We start from the raw sequence: 26302 nt of genomic DNA on the forward strand, positions 1-26302 counted from the left end.
ACTACAAGAACTATAAATTAAAAACCTCAAGGAATTTCTTTGAGGTTTTTTTGTATTTTTAATCTGACAAAACTAATCCTCATGAAAAAGGAATTTCAAATTAAAGAGCCTTGCTCTGCTGCCCGGGAAAATATGCAGGAGATTCCCGGTGGAAGCTTTTGTGATCTGTGTGCAAAGAAAGTATATGACCTTGAAAATACAACAGATGATGAAATTAAGGAATTTTTAGAATCCAACACTTCTGTTTGTGGAAGAATCCAACCCCATCGATTATATATTCCGGAAGAAAAATCAGAAGTTCTATACCCTTTTTTTCAGCTGCCTTTTAGAAAAATTGCAGGAGGAATCTTTCTTTCTATTTTATTTACCTCAAACCTTAACGCACAAAAGCAGAAACGTGATACTTTAGAAGCTCGTGAGATTCAGGGAATGATTATGGTTGCCCACAGACCAAATGATGAGGGATTTGAGTATCCTGAATCAGTAATCACCAGAAATTTGAACATAAAGCCTTCAGGAAATACTGGAAACCTCATCGAATATCAGTTTATTACAATTCTTACTCCTTTTAAAAGGTTCAGATCCAGTTCTTTTTCAAAAAATCAGATCAATATTCCTGCAGAGAATGTCAGGATGAGCAATATATTCATTTTTGAAGGAACAGATTCTCAAAATGGAGTTCTGAATGACAACAAATCTTTTCTTCTGGTCAATAAGAGAAATATTAAGGAAGATGGAAGTCTGAATCTCAATCTGGACCAGGCAAAGAAGTTCTCTTTTAATCCTAAAAATAAAGACTTCATTTATTTTCTGGATGGAGAGGAGATCACCAAAAAAGAGTTTGAACAATACCAGCAAGAAAATAAGATCGACTCCTATTTTCTACCTGAAATCTATGCTGAGGAACTTTTGGGTGATGATTATTACTTTGAAAACGGAGCTATCGTATCCTATCGAAAATAAGCGTCTCCTCTAACCACCACTAAAACAATCATTATGAAAAACTATTTAAAGAAGCTTTTTATTTTATGTACCGCCTGCTTATCTTATACTTGTTTTCATCATAAGTATTGTAAATTTGAAAAAAATACATTTTTAAAAATAGCTAATGAAGCTTAAAGCCTTATTCAACTGGAGCAGCGGAAAAGATTCTGCATTAGCTCTTCACAAAACCTTACAGGAAAATCAATATGAAGTATGTACTCTATTAACCAGTATTAATAGAGAATTTCAAAGAATTTCCATGCATGGCGTTCATGTTCTTCTTTTGGAACAGCAAGCTTCCCTCTTGGGCATTCCCCTTACTAAAATGGAACTTCCAAAAGAACCTTCAATGGAGGAATATCAGGAAATCATGAATACAACAATGGCAGAAATACAGGCTCAGGGTATTACCCATTCTATTTTTGGGGATATTTTTCTGGAAAATCTTCGCCAATACAGGGAAAAACAATTAAATATCATTGGGATGCAGGCTGTATTCCCTCTTTGGAAACAAAACACCTCCGACCTTATCCGGGAATTTTTACATTTAGGATTTAAAACCATTGTCACCTGTGTGAATGGTACTTATCTGGATAAAAGCTTTGCTGGAAGAATCATTGACCAGCAATTTCTTGATGATCTCCCTGACAATGTAGATCCCTGTGGAGAAAATGGGGAATTTCATACGTTTACTTTTGATGGGCCTATTTTTAGAAGTCCCGTTCAATTTGAAATTGGAGAAACAGTAAAAAAAACGTACCCTAAACCGAAAACCAATCCGGAAGACGGGAATGAAGACTATATTTTCTGGTTCTGCGACCTGATTCCAAAATAAATCAGCAATATTTTTGCCACGAATGCACGAATAAAAATGCTTAGAATACTTTGATTATTACCAATGGAGAATAATCATTAAATAACTCAGCAGGATACCTTAGCGATGAAAACACAATTAAAAAATTCGTGTATTCGTGGTATTAAAAATTTATTTTAACTGTGTAATGATACTGTTCATGGTTTCAAAGATCAACTGAACATCTGTTTCTGTGGTTTTCCAGTTGACAAAAGCAGCTCTGATCCCTTTACGCTGATTATAGAAAGTGGGAGTCATAAAAACTTTTCCAGTACTATTCAGTATTTCAAGAAATCTCTCTACTTCATCCTGTTTTTTGTCATCTTTGAGGGTGAAGCATACTGTATTGAGGCGAACCGGGGCTAAGAGTTTAAAATCACTACTATTTTCAATCAGTCTTCCGAGGTTTCTGGCCAGCGAAACGTTATTTTCGACAATATCTTTATAACCTTCTTTTCCATAGGCCATTAAAGAAAACCATGCCGGAAGAGCTTTTAGTCGTCTTGAGTTCTCAGGAAGAAAATTTAAATAGCTGAAATTGTTCAATGGATCACCCAAATAAGGAGCATTTGAATTCTGAAAAGTTTCTATCTGCAAAATATTATATTGTTCTTTCACCAGAAATAGGGCATTTTCATAAGGAACATTCAGCCATTTATGACAGTCAATCGTAATACTGTCTGCATATTCCCAACCTTCTACAAGATGTTTATAGTGTTCGGAACAAGCTGCAAAACCTCCAAAAGCTGCATCAATGTGCCACCAGAACTTATATTTTTCCTTTAATTTTTTGATCTCCATAAAATCATCAAAGTCCACAGTATTTACTGTTCCACCACTTGAAATCAGTATAAATGGTTCATGATTCAGTTTTAGGATATGTTCTTCCAGATCTTTAATAGAAATAGCTTCACGATCATTTCCATCTGTTTTAATTTTGATAATATTATTGCTGCCCATTCCTAAAAGAGACAATGACTTTATGGACGATGAATGAGGAGTTGCTGTAAGCACTTTGATTGTTTCAGAAACGCCTTCTTTCGCAAAGTCTTTTCCTTTTTCTTTTCCTAACCATTGGCGAGCAACTGCCAGACAGGTAAAATTAGACATCGTTGCTCCAGTTACAAAGCCACCTAAAAAATGTTTGGGAAGTTCCAACAATTCAAGAAGAAGTTTAATTGTTTCCATTTCTACATTCGCTGAAATATCACCCTGTCCTTTTGTTGATTGGGTATTTTGGTCATAGATGGTAGTCAGCCAATCTCCTGCAATAGATGCTGGTGTAGAACCTCCAGTTACAAATCCCAGATATCTTGGTCCTGATGAAGCTACCATGATAGGTTCAAATCTTTCGTTGAAAATCTTTATGACCTCCTCTGTTCCATAACCATATTCCGGAAGATTCATTATTTCCGGTATAAGAGCGTTATTGATGGAGGTAGGTCTGTCTGACATGCTTTTCAGATATTCAGTTCCTTGCTTTTTTATAATGTCCAATAGATGGCTTATGTTCACTGAATCGTTATTCAAATGCTCTTTCATGATTTAGGGATTAAATATAATCTGTTCAAATGTATTGAATAGTCTTCAAAGAACCATTAAATGTACATTAATTACTTTAAATATCCCTTCTTAGCATGCATTTTGCATCTTACAACGCTCTTAAAAACTTTAGTATCTTTAAGAGTACCAATTTTAATTTCAAAAAATAAACACCCGTGATCAAAAATTTAATGTTCCTTCTTCCCTTTTGTTTTTTATTATCATGTAAAACAGAAACCCCACCACCGCCTGTTGATAAAAAAGCCATTATTGATTCCACCATTACTGCTTTTCAGAAAACACTTTTGGAACAGCAGATTGATACTGTATTCAAAAAATATCATTTCAACGGAAGCATTGCGATTTTCAAGGATTCCCTTCCTCTTTACAGAAAAGAAAACGGATATTCTGATTTTAAGAGAAAAGCTAAGATTAACAGTAATACCATCTTCGCCATAGGATCTGTAAGCAAACAATTCACTGCTGTTATGATATTACTTCAGATGGAACAGGGAAAATTAAATGTTACAGATAAAGTTTCCAAATATCTAAAGGAATTCCAAATCAAGGAATATGAAAATATTACGATTCATCAACTTCTGAACCATACTTCCGGACTGAATATGATGGGGGGAAAACTGATGTTTAAAAGTGGAACTGATTTCTATTACTCCAATGATGGATTTAATGCATTAGGGAAAATTGTAGAAACCGTATCCGGAAAATCATACGATGACAATGCATTAGAACAGTTTAAAAAGGCAGGAATGACTCAATCTTCAACCGGAGATATTTTTAGAGGGTCTAATTTTGCATCAGCCTATCTTGGAAGCGCAAATAAATTTCAGGAAGTTCCCAATATGCCTAAAAGATTAGGTGGAAAAGAAATAGGAACTCCTGCCGGAGGAATTCTTTCTACCATTCAGGATCTTCATACATGGAATAATGCACTATATGGAGGAAAGCTTCTGAAACCGGAAACGCTTAAACTCTTTATGGCAAAAAGTGCAGAAAGACGCCATGCCATCTTTGGAAAAATGGGCTATGCCTATGGAATCATGTTGAACATTGGCAAGCCCAATTCTTATTTTCACAGTGGGTATGTAAAAGGCTCTCCTTCCCTGAATATCTACTATCCTGAAACAAAGACTTCAGTTATTATTCTATCTAATATTGCAGATGAAGAAAAAGGGAAAGGCATGATCTTCAAACCACATATTGAAGTAAAAAAGATTACCGATCATCTTGAAAACACTCTTACTCAGCTTAGATCAGGACACTAGTTTTTCGTGCCTTGTAATACAGAAGCTGAATTTTTACTGCCATAGCATATGAAAAGAAAAATTTCATGATTCCACTTCCTACGACCATCATATTATCATAAAGAAAATAGACAGAGGTGAAAAGTACAATACCAGCCAAAGCATTCTTCAAGATCAAAGGGTGAAAGCTCAGTTGTACATAATGATACAGCCTCATTTTTCTGAAGATTATATTATAGGCTAAGAGTAAAATCATAGCTCCTATTAATGCAATTTCGGAATACATAAATACATTTGATACACTCACAGTAAATATGAAGCTGAAAAGAATCAACGCAAAAACAAGAGCATACAACATAATATTTTTGAATCTTTTTTGAAGTATTTCTTTTTCAATTTTTGTAATCTTTCGGAATGAAAATAAATCTGCTTTTACAGCTTCCAACTCTTGCTTCCAGCTTATTTTTGTATTCTGAAAAGCCTCATCAAAGTTTGATTGCTGTTCTTCCATAAGTGTGGAAATCTGCTGAATAAAGTGGTCTTTAATTTCAATAAATAATTTGTGATTCAGCTTCTTTGACAAAAGATACTGCTGTATTTGTTTTTCCTGTGTAAGAGTAATCATATAAAAATGGTTATTAGTTTTTAATTTTTTAAGTTAATATGTTTACTGACGATCAGTAGTAGGGGTAAGAAAATCATGCATTTTCAGCAGATTTTTTTTATGTTCATAAAAGTTAAGCAATGTAAAAATGACTCCGGTCTGCAACAAAAAAGGGATCAGTAAAGTAATCATCATCATAAAATTAGCTGTATAATCCTGTTCTCTGAAAAACTGATAAGCATAATGTCCATCCCTCATTATCATTTGAAGCATTGACAATGCACACAAAAACATTAATCCCATATTTTGCTGATACATTGTATATAGGCATTTACCTTTATATTTAAAATCCGGTTTCATATATTGGCGGATTTTAAAATTCAGGACCCATACTGTTGCCAATGCTAATAAAAACATTCCGTTCAATCCTTTAAAAAGGATGCTGTAAATATTTGCAGTGTTGGCCAGGTAGATCAACAGGATATTAACGCCTAAAAACAAAAGCCCGATCAAAAAAGATTTCTTCAACAACCTGTTGTACTTTTCACGAATCACTTTTTTTGCAATTATTGGAATAGGTTCCCGAAAAAACATCCAATAATTTGTGGTGACAAATTCGCCTTTCCATGATTCCTTTACTCTGGAAAAAGCATCTTCAAAACTAAGATTTTCCTCCAGCTGCAGATCCATAATCTGATGGATCATATGATCCTTAATTTCTATCTGTATATCCAGTGAAAGATTCTGGGAAACAAGATAGTCTGTAATTTTGTTTTCCTGCAGGGTATTCATTATATACTAAATATAGATTGAAGATTTACCAGATAGCTTTTCATTTCGCTCTCCTGCTCTGCCTGTTGCTTTTTTCCTTTTTCAGTGAGCAGATAATATTTACGGTCCCTTCCGTTTATTTTCTGAATTTCTGAAGTAATCATTCCATCACCCTCTAGCTTATGCAGTAACGGATAAAGTGCTCCTTCTGTCATTTCGAGCTCACCTTGGGTAAGCTCCTTTGCTCTTTGAGTAATTTGGTAACCATACATTTTAACTTCTTTTGAAAGCAGCTTCAAAATAATGTTCTGTAAAGTACCTTTATAAAGACTGTTTTTTTTCATGGTGTTGTTTCAATACATTGCAAATATATGCATAATTTTCTTATGTATTAAAATTTATTTTAATTTTTTTATTTTGCTTTATGAAAAAGATGTACTTCATAGCAGTTTACCCCCCTAAAGAAATCATTGAGGAGATCAAGGTTTTTAAAAAGGATATGGTAATTTCTTATGGTAATTCTAAGGCTCTAAAAAATGAGGCGCATATTACTCTTTTCCCACCTTTCTCCAGAGAACTGGAATTGGAAGAAGACATTCACATTGCCTTTCAAAAGATTAACACTCACCTTCTTCCATTTGAAATTGAATTGAATGGATTCGGAAGTTTTCCCAATTCCAAAAATCCAGTAATCTTTGTACACCCTGAAGACAATGTCCATTTAGCAGATCTTCATAACAGAGTAAAACAGCAATTTAACTTTTCAAAATATTCCTTTACACCTCATATGACTGTGGGATACAGAGATTTGACCTGGGAAAATTATCTTAGAGCTTGGGAAAAATATCAGCACAAAGAGTACAAAACGAAGTTCTTAGTTGACAAAATTTTACTTCTCCGTCATGATGGAAGTTGGGTTCCTATTGCAGAAAAGTCTTTTATAAAAGTACTGTAATTTCAATACTTTTATAATTAATATTTTTCTTCCATGATCTATCATCTTTCAGTCTCTTATCCCAATATTATTTTATAAAGCCTTATCTTTGACCCAATGATTGCAGAGAAGATAATTTTAGGTATTGATCCCGGAACAACTATTATGGGATTTGGTCTTATTTCCGTTAAAAAGGGTAAAATGGAGATGGTTTCTATTCATGAACTGATCCTGAAAAAATATCCGAACCATGAGACTAAACTAAAATATATTTTCGAAAAGACATTAGCCCTCATTGATGAATATCATCCTGATGAAGTAGCCCTGGAAGCTCCTTTCTTTGGAAAAAACGTACAAAGTATGTTGAAATTGGGACGTGCACAGGGCGTCGCCATGGCGGCCAGCTTATACCGTAACGTTCCGATTACTGAATATTCTCCCAAGAAGATTAAAATGGCTATCACCGGAAATGGAAATGCCAGCAAAGAACAGGTAGCAGGAATGCTTCAAAATCTACTTAATCTAAAGGAATTCCCTACCAAATATTTAGATGCATCTGATGGCCTTGCTGTTGCTGTATGTCATCATTTTAATTCCGGAACAATAACGGATACCAAGTCCTATTCTGGCTGGGATAGTTTTTTGAAGCAGAATCCGGATAGGTTAAAGTAAATATTTTTGAATGGTTCCAAAGAAATATTTATAGGATAAAACTTGTATCTTTTTATAGTATACTGCTTGAGTATGAGATTCAAAAATGCCTTTCTTCTTATTAAGTCTGATGAAAAATGCTTCACTGTTTACAGGACAGCCACTAAACTTTGCAACATAAAGGTAAAAACATTCTTCATCCTACTTAAAAAATCCTCCAACCGGATTCTTATTATCAAACCATAAGTCTTGGGAACAAGTAATAATTCCTGTATATTATCTACATACAATAAATCCTTTTAGTTCTTCCTCATTCGTAATTAGGTAAAATACCAGTCAGATAAACATTATCTAAACATCCCTGGTCCTGAGATTTTCAGTACAAATTTTAGCATAGGGAATTCAAACTAATCATTTTTAAATAATTAAAACACAATTTTAGTAAGTTATAGAAGGTCAAAGATTAAATTACTTGGTAAAACATAATACTATCTTTTACATTGGTATGATTTTTAATACTACATTTGTATAAATTTTCTAAGATGAAAACAAACCAACAAACTATAAATCAACCGAATCATACAATAAATTGGTTCCAGAAGTTTCTGATGGTGTGTTCCGGCGGGAACATCCATATTTTAAGAAAGACCCCAAGTGAATGGAATAAGTTTTCCGGTATTGGGGGAGTTGTACTTTTCACAGCAGTATTTGCTACTTTATCTGCTGGATATGCCATGTATACAGTATTTGATGATCTATGGACATCCATAGGATTTGGAATTCTGTGGGGATTAATGATTTTTAACCTTGACCGATATATTGTTTCTTCCATCAAAAAAACCGGAACATGGTGGAATCAGATTCTGATGTCTATCCCCCGTTTAATCCTCGCCACATTCCTGGGGATTATTATTTCAAAACCTTTAGAGCTTAAAATTTTTGAAAAGGAGGTAAATAAACAATTGAACACAATTATTCAAAGAAATAAAAAACAACTTCAGGGTGAAATGACCGGAAGAATTCTTCAGCAAAGTGGTCCTTTTGAAACGGAGAAAAAACAGATCGCGGAAAAAGCGGCTTTATATCAACAATCATACGATTCTGCATCTGTAGAACTTGAAAAAGAAATTCTGGGAAAAGAGTCTGGTTTAACCAGTGGAAAGGAAGGATATGGACCTAATGCCAAACGTAAACAGCAATTGAAGGAGCAACGCAGACAGGATCTTGAAAATTATCAGAAACAGGTAGCGCCTAGACTGGAGTATCTGGATAAAGAAATATCAAAAGTATATACCAACCTTGAAACTGAAAGAAAGTCTACAGAAACCTTTGAAGATAAATTTAATGGGTTTGCAGCCCGACTTCAGGCTTTGGATGAATTAGGTAAAAATTCTGCAATCATAGGATTGGCAGCCACCTTTATCATGGGACTTTTCATTTGTCTTGAAATTTCTCCGGTTCTGGTAAAACTGATCTCTCATGTAGGACCTTACGATTATCTTTTAGAAAAAACAGAAAACGATTTCAGACTCTATTCTAAGGAAAAAATTGAAAAGGGAAATGCTCTAACCGATTTCAGAGTTGAGGATTTCAAGGATAATCTAAAAAAATAATGTATTTTTCATCCATGATTATTGATAAAGAAGAAATCCGGAAGAAAAAGAAAAAGCTGGACGATTGTAAAGCTTATCTGAAAAAAGAATTTATCGGTATAGATAAAATCATCGATGATATCATGGAATATATTCAGATCTGGTATCTGATGCCTGAAATCCTAACCCGCCCCGTGGTAATCAATTTATGGGGAATGACCGGAGTAGGAAAAACAGACCTGGTGAGAAAGATGGTCCGTTTTCTTGATTTTCAAAATCGTTTTGTGGAAATTGAATTAAGCAATACGGATGAAACATCCTGGAGCAAAAGTGTTTCAGATATCTTACAAAGTAATGGACTAAGTGATGAAAAGCCAAGCATCGCTCTTTTTGATGAGATCCAGCGTTTCAATACTATAGATCCGGATGGCATTCCGGTTCCACAAACGAAGTTCACGGATTTCTGGGAACTTTTAAGTGATGGACGTTTAAGTAAAAGAGAGAAGGAAGATCTTGAACATTACTTATTCTCCTATCTATTCCGCAAAAAAGAAAATGACAGACGAAAGCTGAGCGGAGAAACAGAACTGGATGAAAATCCGTATCTGAACCTGTGGGATGCAAAGGAGTTAAAAAAATACCTCAGCATGGATGATGATGTCATGAGTATCATTGATATGAAAGAGGAAGACATGATTAAACTGATCCGCAAAAAACAGAAAGAAAAGAAGATCTATGAGCCTGTGGATTACAGCAAAATGCTTATTATTATCAGTGGAAACCTGGATGAAGCTTTTCAGATGTCAAAAGAGACCAGTGAAGCAGATGTGGATGCCAATATTTACCATGCATTCACCAAAAAAATAACTATGGTTGACATAAAAAATGCATTAGCTAGAAAATTCCGCCCTGAACAGGTAGCCAGATTTGGGAATATTCACCTAATCTATTTTTCATTAAAAACCGAGGACTTTCATAACCTGATTCAACGGGAAATCAATAATCTGAAACATAAAACAAAAACGAAGTTCGGAGTGTCTTTAAAAATAAATAAAGCCATCAATGAACTGATCTACAGAAACGGAGTTTTTCCGGTTCAGGGAGTACGTCCTGTATTCAGCAGTGTAGTGGATATTCTGGATACTAATCTCAGTAAATTTCTCTTTGAAGCCATTATCCATGAAGATAAAAATATTGAAATTGATTATCTTCAGGATAAAAAGATGATTACCGCAAAGGTTGGTATCAGAACTATTGAAATTCCTTATATGGGAAGAATCGACAGCATAAGACAAGCCAACCAACAGGATGCTGTGGCCAATATCAGTGTTCATGAATGCGGACATGCCGTTACTTATATGCTATATACAGGTTTTGCCCCGTTACAGCTTAAAAGTAAGGTAGCAAGCAGTTATGCAGCAGGTTTTACTTTTCCACACCAGATCCATGACACAAAAGAAAGTCTTCTGAACAAAATCAAAATCTATCTTGCTGGAGGAATTGCCGAAGAAATTATCTTCGGAAACCAGCATGCAAGCATCGGCAGAAGTCATGACAGAGACCAGGCAACAAGCCTTGCCATTGATTTTATCAGAAAATATGGTTTTGAGGAAAAGTATCAGGCGGCATATAATCTTGAAGCTTATCCTCACCGTATGCAGCAGCATATCACTGATGAAAGAATAGAAACACTGATGCAGGAATTAGTACAAAAAACAAGAGAAGACCTGATCTTACATCTTGATCTCCTTAAAAATATGAGTATAATCCTTAGTAAAAAAGGAAGCATGTCTCCAAAAGAAATTTATGATATAGCAAGCAAACATCAATTAGAGGTCAGTATCAAAGAAGAAGGACATTTGCACATTATCAATTATCATGATTTACTGAATTCCTAGAGAAAATATCTATAGAAATAGCAAAATCCATTAATAAATTCAACCCTTTTAGTTCAATCTGAAAGGGTTTTTCTTTTTAAATTTATACTAGTAAAAATCAATTATCATGAAAAATTTACTTTTCACATGGATACTGCTTATCTGCGGTGTATTTTCCCCTGCATTAAAAGCTCAAGGATCAGAACCTTTTCTAGGACAAATTGCATTTGTACCCTATAATTTTGCCCCGAATGGATGGGCCGAATGCAATGGACAAACGATGTCAATTGCGCAAAACCAAGCTCTTTTTTCTCTCCTGGGAACTACTTACGGAGGAGATGGAATTACAACCTTCGCATTGCCTGATATGAGAGGAAGAGTACTTGTTCATAACGGACAGGCTCCCGGAGGACCTACAAATTATACTATTGGGCAAACCGGAGGCGTGGAAAGTGTAACCCTAACTGTTGCACAAATGCCGGCTCACAACCATACTGTAAATGCTGTAACAGCTGAAGGAAATCAAAATATTCCCACAGGAAGTCTTCCTGCCAACACGAAGATACTGGATAAAGAATATTCAGATACAACAACAGATACTACGATGAAAAGCACAATGCTAAACAATACAGGAGGCAATCAGGCTCACGAAAACAGGCAGCCATTTCTCACATTAAAATGCATTATTGCACTCAACGGTATTTTTCCTTCACACAATTAACTATCATGAAATACCTTTACTTATTATGTCTGGTATTTTCAAGCTCAGCTTCAGCCCAGACGATTACCTTTAATGGGTGTCATAATCTGTTTGACGATCAGAATTTCATTTTCAACAAAACAGGAGTAGATGCATTTAACAAAAACATCTATATGACAACCCCTATTAATGATCAGCAACCTTGTGGTGGATTGGGAAACTGTGAATTTAAAATTCAATGGAACAATGCGCTTACGAGATGGGAATTCCTTGGTGATGAAGGGAACGGAACTTTTACCACACCTTATTTAATTTATTATAATTCTGCAGGTAATAATTCTCTTCCTATCCCCCCTGGCAATAATGTAGGAACATGGATTGAAAATACGGTAATCACTACTTCTCTATGTGGAGGAAACCTTACTCCTAATAATTCTGTAATGACTGGAGATATACAAGGGCCTACACTAGGAACACTGGAAATGGTAAAAAACAAGATCCAAATTTTCCCTAATCCGGTTTCTGACTTTATCCGTATTTCAGGAATTAATGATGGGCAGATGGTTCAGATTTACAATATTGACGGACGTCTTGTAAAATCTGAAATGTTTGATTCTAACGTTGATGTTTCACAACTTAGTTCAGGGGTTTATGTATTAAAAATTACGACACGGGGATTCCAGTCTCACGAATTTAAATTCGTGAAAAAATAAAATAGTATTTCTTACTAAAATTAATAATGGCTTTCGAAATTTCCGGAAGCCTTTTTGTTTCATTTTTAGGGAATATTTTTTGCTGGAAATAGAATATGCCATCCAGTGTTATCAATCATTTTATCTATTTTCCGGAAACTGAAATAATAAGAATTTTCTATCAGTCCGGAGCGGTGTATGATTATTTTAAGGTTCCTTCCCATATTGCTGAAGACTTTGGTAAGGCATCATCCAAGGGGAAATTTTTGAATTCGGTTATCAAACGTAGATTCAGTTATAAAAAATTAAAATAAAAAATGCCCCCATTTACATGGGGACATTTTTATTTATTTAATTAATTTGCTAAAATTATTTAATAATCAGTTTAGACGCTTTACTGTCTTTTCCATTAGAAACCTGAATCATATAAACTCCTTTTTCAAGTTGTTGGTTTACTTTATAAACCCCATTTCCTTCTTCAGAAACAGCGGGGCTAGCAACTAATCTTCCAGCCATATCAGAAATTGAAACTTTAAGATTCTTTCCATTTTTGGCTTTAATGAAAATCTTATCTCCAGTAGCAACCGGATTAGGATAAACAACCAGGTCACCCTTATCTGCTGTTTTTACTTCGTTTGTTGCAAGGTTTTGCACCAATCTCACAGAATAATCTTCTATTTGTCCAACACCTAATTGTCCACAAGCAGTAAATGGTCCAAATGCATCAGCTAAAACTCTCATACGAAGAGGCGTATCCATTGTTGCATTTGCCGGAGGAGTAAAGTTAGCTGTAAAAGTTCCATAACCTTGGGCATTTGCTAAAACATTATCACCTGAAGCCACCAATTCATTTGCTTCAAAATTTCCATTGTTATTATAGTCAATCCATACTCTTATTGATTGATTTTCATCAATTCCCTGTAAAAATCCAACTTCTATTGATTGCTGCTGCCCTACTACCAATGGTGTATAAGAATTCGTAAGGCATCCGCTAGCTGTATAATCTATATAAAATCTAGGATCTCCACCCCAAGAAGCCGCAGATGAATTATTAATCTGCCCCAACTTCACAGAGGTAGGTCCAGCAAGGTATGAGTTATTCCCACTAGGGTTATCTACTCCTGTAGGGTTACATATTGCAGCAATAGGTGTATTTGAAACAGATGTTGCCGGAAGGGCTGTAGCTCCTTTAGAAGTTGTTAAACTGCTTCTAATTAACATAAATAGATCCTCAATTCTCTGCCCTTGTCCTGCAGTGAATTTTTGAGCAGTAGAATTAGAGTAATTCATCATATTATACTGAACTCCTTGGTAATTGGCATTTGTACATGTATTCAATTGAGAGTTGGTAGGAACCGGCCATGCCAAGTAACCACTTCCTGATCTTTCTGTATCACATACCATATCATTATCTTCTGCACAACCTGCCGCCGTAGTAGGAGGACAGTAATTTGCTGCTCCTGGAGCAGCATCGTATTGACCACCCTCGAATGTATGATATAATCCCATTGCATGTCCAAATTCGTGTGCAAACGTTGTATCATCAGCATTCGTTACAACGCCTGCTTTCATAAACGATTCGTAGTTTGCATCAGAATTATTAGGGAACGCTGCAAATCCCATTAACCCGGCATTAGGCGTTGGATCCCCATCAAATTGAGTGATTACATAAATATTAAAATAAGAACTTTCTGACCAATGGGGAGCCAATGCCTTAATCGCATTTCGTGTAGCCCCTGAATTTGTCTGGTAAGCCATACCTGATGTATTATAATTAGGCAGAGAACTTCCGCTATATCTTACGATACCTGTTGTTGCAGTACAGTTTGGAGATCTCTTTGCAAGAACCAATTTAATGGGAAAAACAGCTGAAGTACCAAAATCTGGAGGTACACTCCCAGCAGGCCATGCATAAGTTCCCGCATACATTTGATTAGCTCTGTCTAGCCATGCTTGAATCTCAACATCTGTTCTTTTAAATTGTGAATTATCTCCCTCAATAACATGAACTACCACTGGAATTTCATAAACTCCATTTACCGTTTTGTTAACTCCAGAAGTAGGATTTGCTATTCTTTCATTTTCAATTTTCTTTACAATCTTATCAAAGGCTTGTCTTAAACCAGGAGCCAACCTGTCCTGTTGTTTTAAAGTTTCTTCAAATCCACAAATTCGTTGGTGCTGCTGAGCTGTTAACGAAAGCGAAAATAATGCTGCTCCATAAAGGAAAGTTTTCTTCATTTCTATAATTTTTAAATAGGTTTTTAAATTTTAGATTTCAATCACATTGTAATCAGTTATATTCATTTTCTACACATAAAAAACAAACATATTTTTAAAATCACAATAGTTAGTCGGAAAACATATATTTTTGTTACATAATTTTAAATATTTATTTCCAAAAAGAATCAAAGCTTATTTAGCACTAATTAAATAAATTACTTACTTTGATTAGAAATTTAAAAATCCTTTAAAAGATAAACTCAGGAATCTGAATATAAAAAAAGCCGCACAAATGTGCGGCTTCTGTTTCTATGATTAAAATTCTTTATAAAGAATAGTTTGGAGCTTCCTGAGTGATAATCACATCGTGCGGATGTGACTCCTTCAATCCGCTTCCTGTAATCATTACCAATTTGGAATCTTTCTGTAAAGTCTCAATATCTTTAGCACCACAATATCCCATACCTGCTCTTAAGCCTCCGGTTAACTGGAAGATCACATCTTCTAATTTCCCTTTGTGCGGAACTCTTCCTTCAATTCCTTCAGGAACGAATTTCTTAGCTTCACTCTGGAAATATCTTTCTTTTCCACCTCTCTTCATTGCAGAAAGACTTCCCATTCCTTGGTAAGACTTGAATTTTCTTCCCTGGAAAATAATTTCGTCTCCCGGTGCCTCGTCAGTACCAGCTAAAAGAGAACCTAGCATTACTGCTCCTGCTCCACTTGCAATAGCTTTTACAATATCTCCTGAAAGCTTGATTCCACCGTCAGCAATTACTGTTACGTTTTGAGATTTAGCATATTCGTATACATTGTAAATAGCGGATAACTGAGGAACTCCAACTCCGGCAACCACTCTTGTTGTACAGATAGAACCTGGGCCAACCCCTACTTTAAGAACGTTAGCTCCTGCTTTGATTAGATCTGCAGCCGCTTCAGCGGTTACAATATTTCCTCCTACGATATCTAAGTTTGGATAGGCCTTTCTGATCTCAGAAATTTTATCTAAAACACCTTTAGAATGTCCGTGAGCAGAATCAATTGCAATAATATCCACTCCAGCCTGTACTAAAGCTTCAATTCTGTCTAAAGTATCTTCTCCAACTCCAACTCCAGCCCCCACAATAAGACGACCGTTTTGGTCTTTGTTGGCATTGGGATATTCAAGTTGATTATCGATATCTTTAATCGTAATTAAACCTACAAGCTTATTATCCTTATCTACGATAGGCAATTTTTCAACTCTACTTCTAAGAAGAATTTCTTTTGCTTTTTCAAGGTTGGTATCTTTGTCTGAAGTGATCAGGTTTTCTTTGGTCATGATCTCCTCCACTTTCATATCAAGATCTTCCTGATATTTTACATCTCTGTTGGTAATAATTCCGATAAGAACATTATCAGCATCCACAACAGGAAGCCCTGAGATTTTGAACTGAGCCATCATCTCCTTAGCCTGTCCTAAAGTGTGGTCTTTTGAAAGGGTAACCGGATCTGAGATCATTCCGTTTTCGGAACGTTTTACACGGTTTACCTGTGCTGCCTGCTCGGCAATCGTCATGTTTTTGTGGATAAAGCCTAAGCCTCCAACTCTTGCCAGGGCAATTGCTAAATCACCTTCAGTAACAGTGTCCATTGCAGCGGAAACTATCGGAACATTCAGCGTGATTTTGTCGGTAAGTCTTGATTTTAATGAAACCTGGTTAGGTAAAACTTCTGAATAAGAAGGGACTAGAAGAACGTCATCGAAAGTGATGGCTGTCTCTACAATTTTGTTATGAATAGACATCTTTACTTTCTTTGCAAAATTAGGTTATTTTACTGACATATGAAAATCATTTTTAATAGTTTAAATAAAAATTAATAATCAATAAGTTAAATCGAAAAACCGCCCTTTTTAAGAACGGTTTTCCTTCACAAAATAAATTTAGTATGTCTGAAACTACTTGTCTGGGATCAATATTTTGATCAATAACAATTATTTTACAAGATTCCCATTCTCATCCAGATTCTCAATATGGGTCTGATTATTTTTATCTACATATAATTTTAACCTTACTTTTCCTTTGGTATCACGGATAAAAACTCCAACATCTCCGTTTGCTGTTTTCCCTGCAAAAAATCGTTCATTGGTTAACCTGCCTTGTTCTCTAAGCATTGCGTATGCTTTTTTTACTGGCAACAGGATCATTGAGCTTTTTCAGGGAATCCTCAAACTTAATAATAGCTTCCAAAGGGAAATCATCCGGACGATCCCAAAGTTTTAGGCCGTACACTCTTTTTTTATCTTTTCCGGTTTCTTCAAGATACTGGAGCTGCATGATCTGATCTGTATTTCTCTGATCTATTGAATATACCATTCCTGATCCTTTTTCATCAGCATCATATACGAGTCCCCCACATTCATCTCCTAATGAATTAAAGAAAATCAACCCTGCATCCCTTTCTCTCTGATTCATATTTTTATGATTCACCATTCCCGGATGCTGACGTTCTTTATTACTGATGACCATCTTTAAAGTTCCATCTTTTTCAACGATATTGATGCGTTCTACATCTATTTCTTTAAAACGTTCTACAGAAGGATTGGCTTTAAATGCCAGTATAAAAAGTAATACACAAACTACAGTAAGCGAAGCTGCATATATTTTTAACATACGAACTTCTTTAATGAGCTTTTCCATAGAAAGATTTTTGAAGTGAAATCAATTATTTATCTGAAACAGCATTAATCATTTTTGAAATATCATCAGGAGTAAAATCTCCTTTTACATCTACAAAAACCAGTTCTTTATCTGAATTCACTGTGATCAGCATATTTTTAATGGCCTCTCCTTTTTGCTTTACACGCAGATTAACATTTTCGCCATTATGTTTTATGGTAGCCCAGTCTTCATAACGATTATTATTCAAAAATTTGGTATAATCATTCAACATTTCTTTGCTGCCATTTTCAACCGTAAGAACCTTTATTTTAGAAACCTTTTTAATAAGACTAATAAGTTCTTCACTTTCTCCGTCTTCTCTTAAAGCCTTCTTAATATAAGGCTTAGCCAAAAGTAACGGTACATTAAAACTTGTAAACTTAGCATCTTTAAAATCATATCTGGAATCTGAAAAGAAATCCATATTAGGTTTTTCAGAAACCATACAGGATTGAAGGGTACCGATTACCAAAAGTGAGAAGAAAATAGTTTTGAGCGTTTTCATGGTAATCATTTTAATCCATTGGTCTTAGTAATCCCCCTGATGTCTTACTGATGTTGGACTCTATTTCCGGTCTTCCTTTATATCTCACAGATCCTCCTGAAGATGCTCTTACTTTTAATTTATCCGATACGTTTACGGTAACATTCCCTCCGGAAGTAGCTTCCGTTTCAAGATAAGTAAATTTCAAATCATCTGCTTTACATAATGCCCCACTGCTAATATCTATCGTTCCGGAATCTGCTTTTCCACTCAGACTCATATTAGAGCCGCTTGAACTTTTAATCCCAATATTTCCGGCAGTAATTCCTGCTCTGATATTGGACCCTGACGATACTGAAATACTTGCTGCATTTGAGATTTTAAAATCACCGGTAATATTAGCTCCGGATGAAGCATCAATCTTCATATTTTTCTCCTGAATAGAGTTTACAACAGTAAGATTAGAACCGGATGACACATCAATATTGTCCATTTTTGGAGAAGACACATTGACACTTAAGTTTTTAAATCTCAGATTTCTTACTCCTTTATTATCAATATAAATTTTTAAAGTACCATTCTCCACCTTGGTAATAATGTATTCTAATTTATCTGCATCTGCAATCACTTTTACACTGGTTGGTGTTTCCTGTTTAAAAATTACATTGACACCGGTGCTGACCTGAATTCCTGAAAAATCGCCAACGTTTCTGGCTTCTCCGTTAAGATAAGACGAATTATTACCTGAAGTAAGATTATTTCTTGTATTGGAAATTGGATTCTTTTTGGTTTCACTGGAGTTAATGATCTTGCTTACATCGTCCATAGAAAGCTTTCCGTCAAGCATGACAAAAATACTTTCCCCACTTCCGCCGTCAATACTTAGTAACAGATCATCCAGAATACCATTTTTAGCTTCTGCGGATAAAAATTTCACTTTAGCTCCAGCATTATTCACTGACATGATTTCGTTGTAGTTCAGATTCTTTAGATAAGAAGAAATATCTTTACTCAATTGGGACATGTTACTCTGAACTTTACGCCCTTCCGCAGTATTTCCTTTCTCTGGATTTTCCGTAATAAGAATCTTGAGCCCGTTAATTTTTGACAATAACGGTTTTATCTGATCCAGCTGGGAATCATCAATATTAAGACTGCTAAGCATGCCGAACATCGGTTTGGCAATCTTAATAGAGGTTACTCCCTCTACTTCCTGATATTTATCAAAGAGTTGGTCAAATTTATCTTTTTGTCCATATACATTAAAGAAATGGGAAAAAGCGAGGGCGAATATTATGAATAGTTTTTTCATGAGTCAATTTTATTTTTTAAGTTAATGATGGCAACTGTTATTCTGATTAATAATCATCATCTACCACCGTAGGCTGTGCCAATTTTTCACTAACGTTATTTGCAAATATCTGGAATGAGTATTTTGTTACATTAATCGCTTCTTCTACATTGTCAATTCTTTTCCCGTTTACAATAACGTAAGAATTTTCATAGCCTGTAGAATCTTTAGCCTTATTTTTAAAAGCAGAATTATCTGCATATCTTGGTCTTCTTTCCTTTTTAAGTCTTCCTCTTTTCGGTAAGATTTCATCCATAACATCTTTTTCTGCCACATGATTATCCTGAAAGATGGAATCTTTTTTGGCTCCTGAAATAGAATCAGTATGATTTACTGCTACTTGTTCCTGGTGATTATTATTTTCTTCAATAAACCCGGACTTTTGCTTTAACACTTCGTTTTTCACCAGACTTTCCTTGTCATGAACTCCTGTTCCTGAATTATTTTTAAGGAAAAATCCGATCCCAAAGACCAACATTACACTGGCAGCCATCCAGAACCATTTGGGGAATGAGGGCTTCTTCTTTTCTTCTAATGGAATAATAGGGGTTGTGTTTTCTTCAGAAGTTTTATTTTCTGCCTGCTGAAGGAAATCATCAAAACTCCATTCCATTTTTTCTTCCTTTATATCCCGGAAGATTTCGTCGTATTTATCTTGTAATTGATCTTTTTTCATAGCTCATCAGTTGTGAGATTTGTTCTTTTACTTTTTGTCTTGCCCGCATAAGGTTTACCCTTACTGCATTTTCTTCCATTTCCAGCATTTCAGAAATTTCGGAAACTTCGTACTCTTCTACATCTTTCAAGTGGATCACCAGCTTCTGTTTTTCCGGGAGCTGATTGATAAATCCTACAATATGTTCCTTAAGGTTATCAACTTCCATACTGTAAAGCTCGGACCGATGAAGCTGCATATCCGCAAAGCCTATCTTCACATCGTGATGCTTCAGACGGTTCAGGCATTCGTTCCGGACAGACTTTAGCGCATAGGATTTTAAGTTTCCAAATTGCCCCAGTTCTTCCCGTTTCTGCCAGAGTTTTATCATGATATCCTGTACTACATCTTCTGCCTCATCACTACTCATGACGAATCGCTTCGCAAAACGATACATCTCGTCTTTGAGAATAAACACCGTATTCTTGAAAGTTTCTTGGGTCATGAGTTTTGTTTCTTATAGGTAAGACAACCAGTCGTTACAATCTATTACATCAAAAATAAAAAAACTTTGAAAATTTTGATGTTTTTATTTTTGATAGAATCACTACATGTGATAAAGTCATTACTAAATCATTTATTGACCCTATTTTTTCGCTGGTATTAATGTATTAAACAATAGTGTAGAAAAAAAATGATATTATAAAAATCTCCACATTGTGATGTAATAAAAAATATTTATATTTAACGAATTAAAAAACAAATGTCTATGAAGAAAAATTTAGCACCGCGGCTTATGCTGCTGTTTGCTTTAGCCCTGTCTTTACAATCTTGTAGAACCGGTGAAGACTATCTTTCTGCTAAAGAAGAACAATATTACTCCAACAAATTTCAGGTATTTACCTCTTTTAATGATGAACCTATAGATTATGCCAAAGGTTTCAAAACCCTTATGGAAAACTATGATGGGATTCATAAAACGCATTATACAAGAACTTCTGTCATAAAATCGGGAAATCCGGGTAAAAGTGATGAAGAATATGTAGAATTCAGGCTGCATTCCCAGAGTATGCTTTTGGAAGATGATGAACGCTGGATTATTTATCTGATGGTAAAGAATGGACAGGTAAGCGGATTAATGGCTGGCATTCTGAGGAATGAAGAGACTGAAGTGGAATTCAGAAAGCTGGATTCCGGAAACGATTACTATGATGAAGTGTTAAAGATATTCAGTATGGCTTATCTGAAACAGAATCTGAAAAACAGTTTGAACAATAAAGGAGGTGGCTGTGGTTTTGATTCTGATGATGCCTGTGATATTGGGAATATTGATATTACCCCACCCAAAGGTGGTCCAAAAGGCACTGGTCCCAAAAGTGGCTGTACGGGACTGAATAACTGTATCAAACCAGATGTAAACCCTGGTGGTGGTGGCGGTCCAGGAGGAACCGGATCATCTTACGTAGAGCCTTGTGATAAGACAAAAAGTCTTATAAATAATACTAAAACAAAACCTGCAATAGATGCTTTAAAAGCAAAATCTACAAAAGGAGGAGAAAATGGCTATAAAATTAAAGCAGACGGAACTCCATCCAGTGAGATACCCGGTGGAGATCATAGTGTAAACTTTGGAGATAAAACAGGTTATGCAGGTGGGTATCATAATCACACTCCCACAGGAATACCTATGTTATCTCCTCCGGATATAGACCAGCTTTTACAGTTTGCTTTAGCACAAGGAAACTATGGAGTTCCAACTAATGCATTTATGGGGATGGTTGCCCCCAATGGCATGCATTATGTGCTTGGTTTAATGGAGGTTATAATGATGCATTAAAAACTTTTTCACAAAGTGATTTAGATGCATATGTGAAAATTTATAAAGATACAGAAAGTGATTTAACCGATGAATCAAAAAATGGAATGACTTATATGAATGGTGATGGTTCAATTAATAATTTAGGTGTGGAAAAACTTTTTTTTGAAACATTAAAGAATATGGGATTAGCAGGAAAAGTTAATCTACAAAGAATTGAAAGTAATGATTCCGTAAAAGATTCTGTAAAAAATATTAACCTAGATAGCAGCAATCAGCCAACTTCAACAGATTGTTCATAATAAAATCAAATAATAAAATATGAAAACAATAAATATCAAAACAACAATACTTTTTAGTCTTTTTATAAGCTTTTTGCCTTGTAAAGCTCAAGAATATCCACTAAACTCTTCTTATATGAAGCTATCCGATAATTCGTATTTAAAAGACTTAAATAATGAGCTTCCCCCATATATTGGAACTTATAAAGCAAATTTTGGTGGTAATGAAATTACTTTATTGATTAGTTTGCAAAATCATAAATTTTTTGACTTAAATGTAAAAAAGTATTATCAGGATGTTTTATCAATAAACTATATTGTGAAAAATTCTTCTGGAGTAGTTCTTCAAGATACGCAGAATATGAATTTACCAGCAAATCAACTTCGTTTTACTATATATAGCACTAAGACTAGACCTTCACAAAATGCAGTAATTTTTTATTATGGTGGTACTAATTGTGGAGTTGGATGGGGTAATATTTATTTAAAAATAATAAATTCCACACAGCTATCATGGCAATATAAACCCAATGATATTGTTCTTGACAGCAGCAAGTGTCCTCCAGGAACAGATCTTAATATTTACCTTCCCGAAACAAAGGATTTGATTTTTACAAAACAATAAATAGAGCCTCTTCGGAGGCTTTTTGCGAAGATGATATATGAAAGCAATAACTAGAAGCATCGTTCTTTTTAGCTTTTTTATAAGTTTTTTATCTTATAAGGCGCAAATTCTACCATTAAATACGGGATTGTTAAATATCCCTCAAAATGCTCATGTGAAAGATTTGAACAACGAATTAACGCCGTATATTGGTGTTTATAAAGCTAATTTCCAGGACAATGAGATTACCTTATTTATTACAAAAGAAGAGGATAAATTATTGAATTATGGTAATCAAAAATTTTATAGGGATGCTTTAGTCGTGAAATATATTGTTAAAAATTCAACAGGAACTATTTTGCAAGACACAAAAAACAATAATAATTCTAAAATCTACATTTATAGTTCTAAAATAAAATCACAGAATTCTGTGAGATTTATTTATAGTGGCACAAATTGCAGAGTAGGATGGGGCGATATTTATTAAAAAAAACTCAATGCAACACAAATTTCCTGGGAATATCGTCCAGATGATATTATTCTTGACAGCAAAAGATGTTCACCCGGAACAGATATTAACATTTATCTACCTGAAACAAAAGATTTGATTTTCACAAAACAATAGTGAGTAATTTATTTAAAATACTAGGAATATTTGTTGTGTTTTCTTGTAAAGCACAACAAGAATATCCTTTAATGACTGATTATACAGAAATTCCCAATTACTCCTACTTAAAAGATACTAATAATGAACTAAACTCTTTCATTGGTACTTATGAAGCTTCTTATCAGAATAATAAAATAACGTTATTCGTTAATAAAATTATTCATAAACTTTTTGATGGTAGTCAATACAAATATTATAAAGATGTATTATCTATTAAATATATTATTAAAAATTCTTCAGATCAAGTAGTTCAAAATACTCAGGGTATGAATTTACCAGAGCAACAATTAATACACTCCATTTATAGCATGTGGGTTGAGGATAATGGAAATAAACTTTTATTATATTATGGAGGTACTAATTGTGGTGTAGGTTGGGGAAAAATTATATTAACAAAAATAAATCCCACACAGCTGTCATAATGATATTGTTCTTGACAGCAGCAAGTGTCCTCCAGGGACAGATCTTAATATTTACCTTCCCGAAACAAAGGATCTGATCTTTACAAAACAATAAATAGAGCCTCTTCTGAGGCTTTTTCAAATGATGAAATATGAAACAAATACTATTTATCTTAATTTTTTTATCTGCTTGTTTTAACTCTCAAGTTATAAAAGATTCAATTTTAGGGAAACCAAAATTCGTAAAAGAATATGTCCTTTTTCTAAATGAGTCAAGACCATATACTTTTTTGAGTAATGATAGTGAATATGGTCATGCTGTAATCATGACTCCCAAAAACCTAAGAAGCAGAATGCGAGGAACATGGTTTGAAACAGATTTCTGCCGATATATAAATAATGAAACTTATTATGATAAAGACCGGAATATAACGAAAGAAACATGGTATTACAAATCAGGAGAAATTGTTGATGATTATGATTATACATTTGATAGTTTTAATAGGTTAATTGAAGAAAAAAGAAAAAACAAATACTCAGAATCATCTTTTCATTACTTTTATAATGGAAAAAATGAAACTCCAAACTTTAAAGAAACTTACTACAAAATTAAGGATAAGCCTATGGAAAAATACATAAGCAATCTTGAAATCTTCAAGCCTCTGTACGTAACTAAATTTGACACTCTAACAAGAACAGACAGTATTTTTACAATAACAAATGATATTTGGAAAAAGGTAGGTGAGCGTTCTTATACTGAGGTTAAAGATTCTATTTATCATAAGAAACTAAATTGTGTAAAAATTTATGATAATCAATATAGGGTAATTGAATCAAAATCTTTCGACCATAAACTTGATTATGAAAACAAAAAAATATTTTTAAACAAGCATATGAAATACGAATATGATAAATCCGGAAATCTAATACAGAGAACTGAAATTAGAGATGGAAAGTACCATTATTATACTATACTTGGAAACGGTAAAATAATCACCGAAGAAAAAGATGGTAATTATGAAAAAACTATGTCTATCACTTATGCTTATACCAAAGATCAAAAATTAGAAAGAAGAACGACACACTACAATAATACTATTTGGTATGATATCCGATTTGAATATAAAGATAACTATATAGCTAAAATATTTCATCTAGATGACAGTGATAAAAAAACAGAACCAACGGTAATTATTTTCAAATATAAGTTTGATAAGCAAAAAAACTGGACAGAAATTATTAAAAATATAAATGGAAAAGATTTATATAAATGGGTCAGAAAAATCGAATATTACTAATAAAATAACCCCCCTCAGAAATTCTGAAGGGGTTTTACATTTTTAATACGTCTCAAAAACATGCTTCAAAATAGCCTTATCTTCTTCTGTTAAAGCTACTTTTCTTCGGGCCATTGCTCTTTCTGCTACTTCGTAAACTTTATCTAACCTGAATCTTTCATCATCTTTTAAGCCGCCCCATGAAAAGTTTTCCACAAGATTCGGTGGAAAACCTGGTTTGAAAATATTAGAGGCAACCCCAATAACAGTTCCGGTATTCAACTGCGTGTTGATTGCTGTTTTCGAATGGTCTCCCACAATCAGACCTGCAAACTGTAAGCCGGTATCTTCAAACGCTTTGGTTCTATAGTTCCATAGCTTAACATGGCTATAGTTATTTTTAAGATTGGAAGAATTGGTATCTGCTCCAAAGTTACACCATTCTCCTATTACAGAATTTCCTACAAATCCTTCATGTCCTTTACTCGTATATCCGAAGATGACGATATTATTCACCTCGCCTCCTACTTTACAGTGCGGACCAATGGTAGTAGCTCCATAAATTTTTGATCCTAAATTGAATTTGGAATCATCCCCAAGAGTTATAGGACCACGAAGATTGCAACCTTCCATTACTTCAGCATTCTTACCAATATAGATCTTTCCAGTTTTGGTATTTAATGTGGAAAACTCAATTTGAGCACCTTCTTCAATGAACAAATCTTTTTTATCTCCTAAAAACCCGTTGGTAGAAGATAATTCCTGTGATGTTCTTCCGTTCGTAAGCAGATCAAAATCAAAATCAATCGCATGATGATTATAAGTAAACAGATCGGTTGGTTTTTTAAAGAAAATAAGCTCTTCTTTGATATCTGTCATTTTTTCGATTTGATTCAGAGAAAATCCTTTCATATTGATCTTCGCGGCTACCAATTCATCTTCATATACCAAAGCTTCTCCCAGCTTAAGGTCTTTGATCTGCTGGATTACAGATGTTGTAGGGATAAAGTTCGGAACGATGAAAAGACTTTCCTTTTCTTCCGGAGTTTTAAATTTATCCTGAAGATACATTTCTGTAAAATAAGAAACCTCTGTATTGTCCAGGATTCTCTGCCATCTTTCAGAGAAGGTAAGGATTCCGCATCGCATGGCTGCAACCGGTCGGGTAAAGGTAAGCGGAAGAAAATCTTCCCAATATTGCGCGTCTGAAAATACTAATTGCATTTTTTAGAAGTTAAAGGTTAAAAGGCAAAGGCTAAAGCAGATCCTTATACTGCCTAGAAACAAAAATACAAAAAGATGAGAGAAGTTGATATAGAAGAGAAAAGATAATAGACGGATAGATGATAGACAGGAATGGAAGATTAAATGTTTAGCTG

At 34.5% G+C, this 26302-nt stretch carries 29 protein-coding genes; 16 read left to right on the forward strand and 13 right to left on the reverse strand.

Annotated features, from left to right (window positions below; translation table 11 throughout):
* Nucleotides 1–81 precede the first annotated feature (81 nt).
* Both EL260_RS24005 and EL260_RS24010 read left to right on the forward strand, forming a co-directional pair.
* Entirely contained in the window at nt 82–963 is an 882-nt protein-coding gene (locus EL260_RS24005) for a hypothetical protein (protein WP_123857992.1), read from the forward strand.
* Nucleotides 964–1108: 145 nt separating this feature from the next.
* Complete coding sequence (locus EL260_RS24010) at nt 1109–1819, forward strand: Dph6-related ATP pyrophosphatase (RefSeq protein WP_123857994.1); 711 nt, start codon at nt 1109–1111, stop codon at nt 1817–1819.
* Between the two features lie 150 nt (nt 1820–1969).
* Here EL260_RS24010 and EL260_RS24015 read toward each other — a convergent pair whose 3' ends face one another.
* Nucleotides 1970–3379 (reverse strand): pyridoxal phosphate-dependent decarboxylase family protein, encoded by a 1410-nt coding sequence (locus tag EL260_RS24015; RefSeq protein WP_123857996.1) that lies wholly within the window; start codon nt 3377–3379, stop codon nt 1970–1972.
* Nucleotides 3380–3555: 176 nt separating this feature from the next.
* On the opposite strand from EL260_RS24015, the gene EL260_RS24020 reads away from it, so the two are divergent.
* Nucleotides 3556–4662 (forward strand): serine hydrolase domain-containing protein, encoded by a 1107-nt coding sequence (locus EL260_RS24020; RefSeq protein WP_123857998.1) that lies wholly within the window; start codon nt 3556–3558, stop codon nt 4660–4662.
* On the opposite strand, the gene EL260_RS24025 is transcribed toward EL260_RS24020, so the two are convergent.
* From EL260_RS24025 to EL260_RS24035, 3 genes are read right to left on the reverse strand one after another with little or no spacing between them, the layout of a single operon-like run.
* Nucleotides 4646–5266 (reverse strand): hypothetical protein, encoded by a 621-nt coding sequence (locus EL260_RS24025; protein ID WP_123857999.1) that lies wholly within the window; start codon nt 5264–5266, stop codon nt 4646–4648. The two genes, EL260_RS24020 and EL260_RS24025, sit on opposite strands and share 17 nt — an antisense overlap.
* A gap of 42 nt (nt 5267–5308) precedes the next feature.
* Complete coding sequence (locus tag EL260_RS24030) at nt 5309–6037, reverse strand: hypothetical protein (protein ID WP_123858001.1); 729 nt, start codon at nt 6035–6037, stop codon at nt 5309–5311.
* Nucleotides 6037–6360, reverse strand: a complete 324-nt coding sequence (locus tag EL260_RS24035) for a PadR family transcriptional regulator (RefSeq protein ID WP_123858002.1) — start codon at nt 6358–6360, stop codon at nt 6037–6039. Before EL260_RS24035 ends, EL260_RS24030 begins: the two co-directional genes overlap by 1 nt.
* Nucleotides 6361–6449: 89 nt before the next feature.
* Between EL260_RS24035 and EL260_RS24040 the strand changes: the two genes are divergently transcribed.
* From EL260_RS24040 to EL260_RS24070, 7 genes are all read left to right on the forward strand, one after another.
* Entirely contained in the window at nt 6450–6971 is a 522-nt protein-coding gene (locus tag EL260_RS24040; protein WP_232534820.1) for a 2'-5' RNA ligase family protein, read from the forward strand.
* A 96-nt stretch (nt 6972–7067) separates the two neighbouring features.
* Nucleotides 7068–7622: a crossover junction endodeoxyribonuclease RuvC gene (gene ruvC, locus EL260_RS24045; RefSeq protein WP_123858005.1), complete on the forward strand. Its 555-nt coding sequence runs from the start codon at nt 7068–7070 to the stop codon at nt 7620–7622.
* Between the two features lie 521 nt (nt 7623–8143).
* The gene (locus EL260_RS24050) at nt 8144–9214 is read left to right on the forward strand and encodes a DUF4407 domain-containing protein (protein ID WP_123858007.1); all 1071 of its coding nucleotides are present in this window, start codon (nt 8144–8146) and stop codon (nt 9212–9214) included.
* On the forward strand, nt 9214–11091 hold the full coding sequence (locus EL260_RS24055) for an AAA family ATPase (RefSeq protein WP_198418056.1): 1878 nt from the start codon (nt 9214–9216) through the stop codon (nt 11089–11091). The genes EL260_RS24050 and EL260_RS24055 overlap by 1 nt, the downstream gene beginning before the upstream one ends.
* A 106-nt stretch (nt 11092–11197) precedes the next feature.
* The gene (locus tag EL260_RS24060; RefSeq protein WP_123858008.1) at nt 11198–11791 is read left to right on the forward strand and encodes a phage tail protein; all 594 of its coding nucleotides are present in this window, start codon (nt 11198–11200) and stop codon (nt 11789–11791) included.
* A 5-nt stretch (nt 11792–11796) separates the two neighbouring features.
* Nucleotides 11797–12483: a T9SS type A sorting domain-containing protein gene (locus tag EL260_RS24065; RefSeq protein ID WP_123858011.1), complete on the forward strand. Its 687-nt coding sequence runs from the start codon at nt 11797–11799 to the stop codon at nt 12481–12483.
* 95 nt (nt 12484–12578) lie between these two features.
* Nucleotides 12579–12776: a KTSC domain-containing protein gene (locus EL260_RS24070; RefSeq protein ID WP_123858013.1), complete on the forward strand. Its 198-nt coding sequence runs from the start codon at nt 12579–12581 to the stop codon at nt 12774–12776.
* 55 nt (nt 12777–12831) lie between these two features.
* Here EL260_RS24070 and EL260_RS24075 read toward each other — a convergent pair whose 3' ends face one another.
* The 8 genes from EL260_RS24075 to EL260_RS24105 form a co-directional block, all read right to left on the reverse strand.
* Nucleotides 12832–14703 carry a zinc-dependent metalloprotease gene (locus EL260_RS24075; protein WP_123858015.1) on the reverse strand — a complete coding sequence of 624 codons (1872 nt, stop codon included), beginning with the start codon at nt 14701–14703 and terminating at the stop codon, nt 12832–12834.
* Nucleotides 14704–15010: 307 nt separating this feature from the next.
* A complete protein-coding gene (guaB, locus tag EL260_RS24080; protein ID WP_123858017.1) occupies nt 15011–16471 on the reverse strand; it encodes an IMP dehydrogenase in 1461 nt (486 codons plus the stop codon).
* A gap of 189 nt (nt 16472–16660) precedes the next feature.
* Nucleotides 16661–16840: a hypothetical protein gene (locus EL260_RS26080; RefSeq protein ID WP_228445592.1), complete on the reverse strand. Its 180-nt coding sequence runs from the start codon at nt 16838–16840 to the stop codon at nt 16661–16663.
* The gene (locus EL260_RS24085) at nt 16833–17366 is read right to left on the reverse strand and encodes a hypothetical protein (protein ID WP_228445594.1); all 534 of its coding nucleotides are present in this window, start codon (nt 17364–17366) and stop codon (nt 16833–16835) included. Before EL260_RS24085 ends, EL260_RS26080 begins: the two co-directional genes overlap by 8 nt.
* Before the next feature lie 25 nt (nt 17367–17391).
* Complete coding sequence (locus EL260_RS24090) at nt 17392–17892, reverse strand: DUF4252 domain-containing protein (protein WP_123858019.1); 501 nt, start codon at nt 17890–17892, stop codon at nt 17392–17394.
* Between the two features lie 10 nt (nt 17893–17902).
* The gene (locus EL260_RS24095) at nt 17903–19183 is read right to left on the reverse strand and encodes a DUF4252 domain-containing protein (protein WP_123858021.1); all 1281 of its coding nucleotides are present in this window, start codon (nt 19181–19183) and stop codon (nt 17903–17905) included.
* Nucleotides 19184–19229: 46 nt separating this feature from the next.
* Complete coding sequence (locus EL260_RS24100; RefSeq protein WP_185145929.1) at nt 19230–19898, reverse strand: hypothetical protein; 669 nt, start codon at nt 19896–19898, stop codon at nt 19230–19232.
* On the reverse strand, nt 19873–20382 hold the full coding sequence (locus EL260_RS24105; protein ID WP_123858023.1) for an RNA polymerase sigma factor: 510 nt from the start codon (nt 20380–20382) through the stop codon (nt 19873–19875). Before EL260_RS24105 ends, EL260_RS24100 begins: the two co-directional genes overlap by 26 nt.
* Before the next feature lie 264 nt (nt 20383–20646).
* Here EL260_RS24105 and EL260_RS24110 point away from each other — a divergent pair, with 264 nt between their 5' ends.
* The 6 genes from EL260_RS24110 (at nt 20647) to EL260_RS24135 (ending at nt 24944) form a co-directional block, all read left to right on the forward strand.
* Complete coding sequence (locus tag EL260_RS24110) at nt 20647–21714, forward strand: hypothetical protein (RefSeq protein WP_123858025.1); 1068 nt, start codon at nt 20647–20649, stop codon at nt 21712–21714.
* Nucleotides 21715–21746: 32 nt separating this feature from the next.
* Entirely contained in the window at nt 21747–21995 is a 249-nt protein-coding gene (locus EL260_RS24115) for a hypothetical protein (RefSeq protein WP_123858027.1), read from the forward strand.
* A gap of 19 nt (nt 21996–22014) precedes the next feature.
* Nucleotides 22015–22599 (forward strand): DUF6705 family protein, encoded by a 585-nt coding sequence (locus tag EL260_RS24120; protein ID WP_123858029.1) that lies wholly within the window; start codon nt 22015–22017, stop codon nt 22597–22599.
* A 37-nt stretch (nt 22600–22636) separates the two neighbouring features.
* A complete protein-coding gene (locus tag EL260_RS24125) occupies nt 22637–23065 on the forward strand; it encodes a hypothetical protein (RefSeq protein WP_123858031.1) in 429 nt (142 codons plus the stop codon).
* Between the two features lie 137 nt (nt 23066–23202).
* Nucleotides 23203–23667 (forward strand): DUF6705 family protein, encoded by a 465-nt coding sequence (locus tag EL260_RS24130; protein ID WP_123858032.1) that lies wholly within the window; start codon nt 23203–23205, stop codon nt 23665–23667.
* Nucleotides 23668–23798: 131 nt separating this feature from the next.
* Nucleotides 23799–24944 (forward strand): hypothetical protein, encoded by a 1146-nt coding sequence (locus EL260_RS24135; RefSeq protein ID WP_123858034.1) that lies wholly within the window; start codon nt 23799–23801, stop codon nt 24942–24944.
* A gap of 42 nt (nt 24945–24986) precedes the next feature.
* Here the strand turns inward: EL260_RS24135 and EL260_RS24140 are convergent, their stop codons facing one another.
* Entirely contained in the window at nt 24987–26147 is a 1161-nt protein-coding gene (locus EL260_RS24140) for a putative sugar nucleotidyl transferase (RefSeq protein WP_123858036.1), read from the reverse strand.
* Nucleotides 26148–26302 lie beyond the last annotated feature (155 nt).

Origin of the sequence: Chryseobacterium nakagawai (assembly GCF_900637665.1) — a bacterium.
Lineage (GTDB): Bacteria > Bacteroidota > Bacteroidia > Flavobacteriales > Weeksellaceae > Chryseobacterium > Chryseobacterium nakagawai.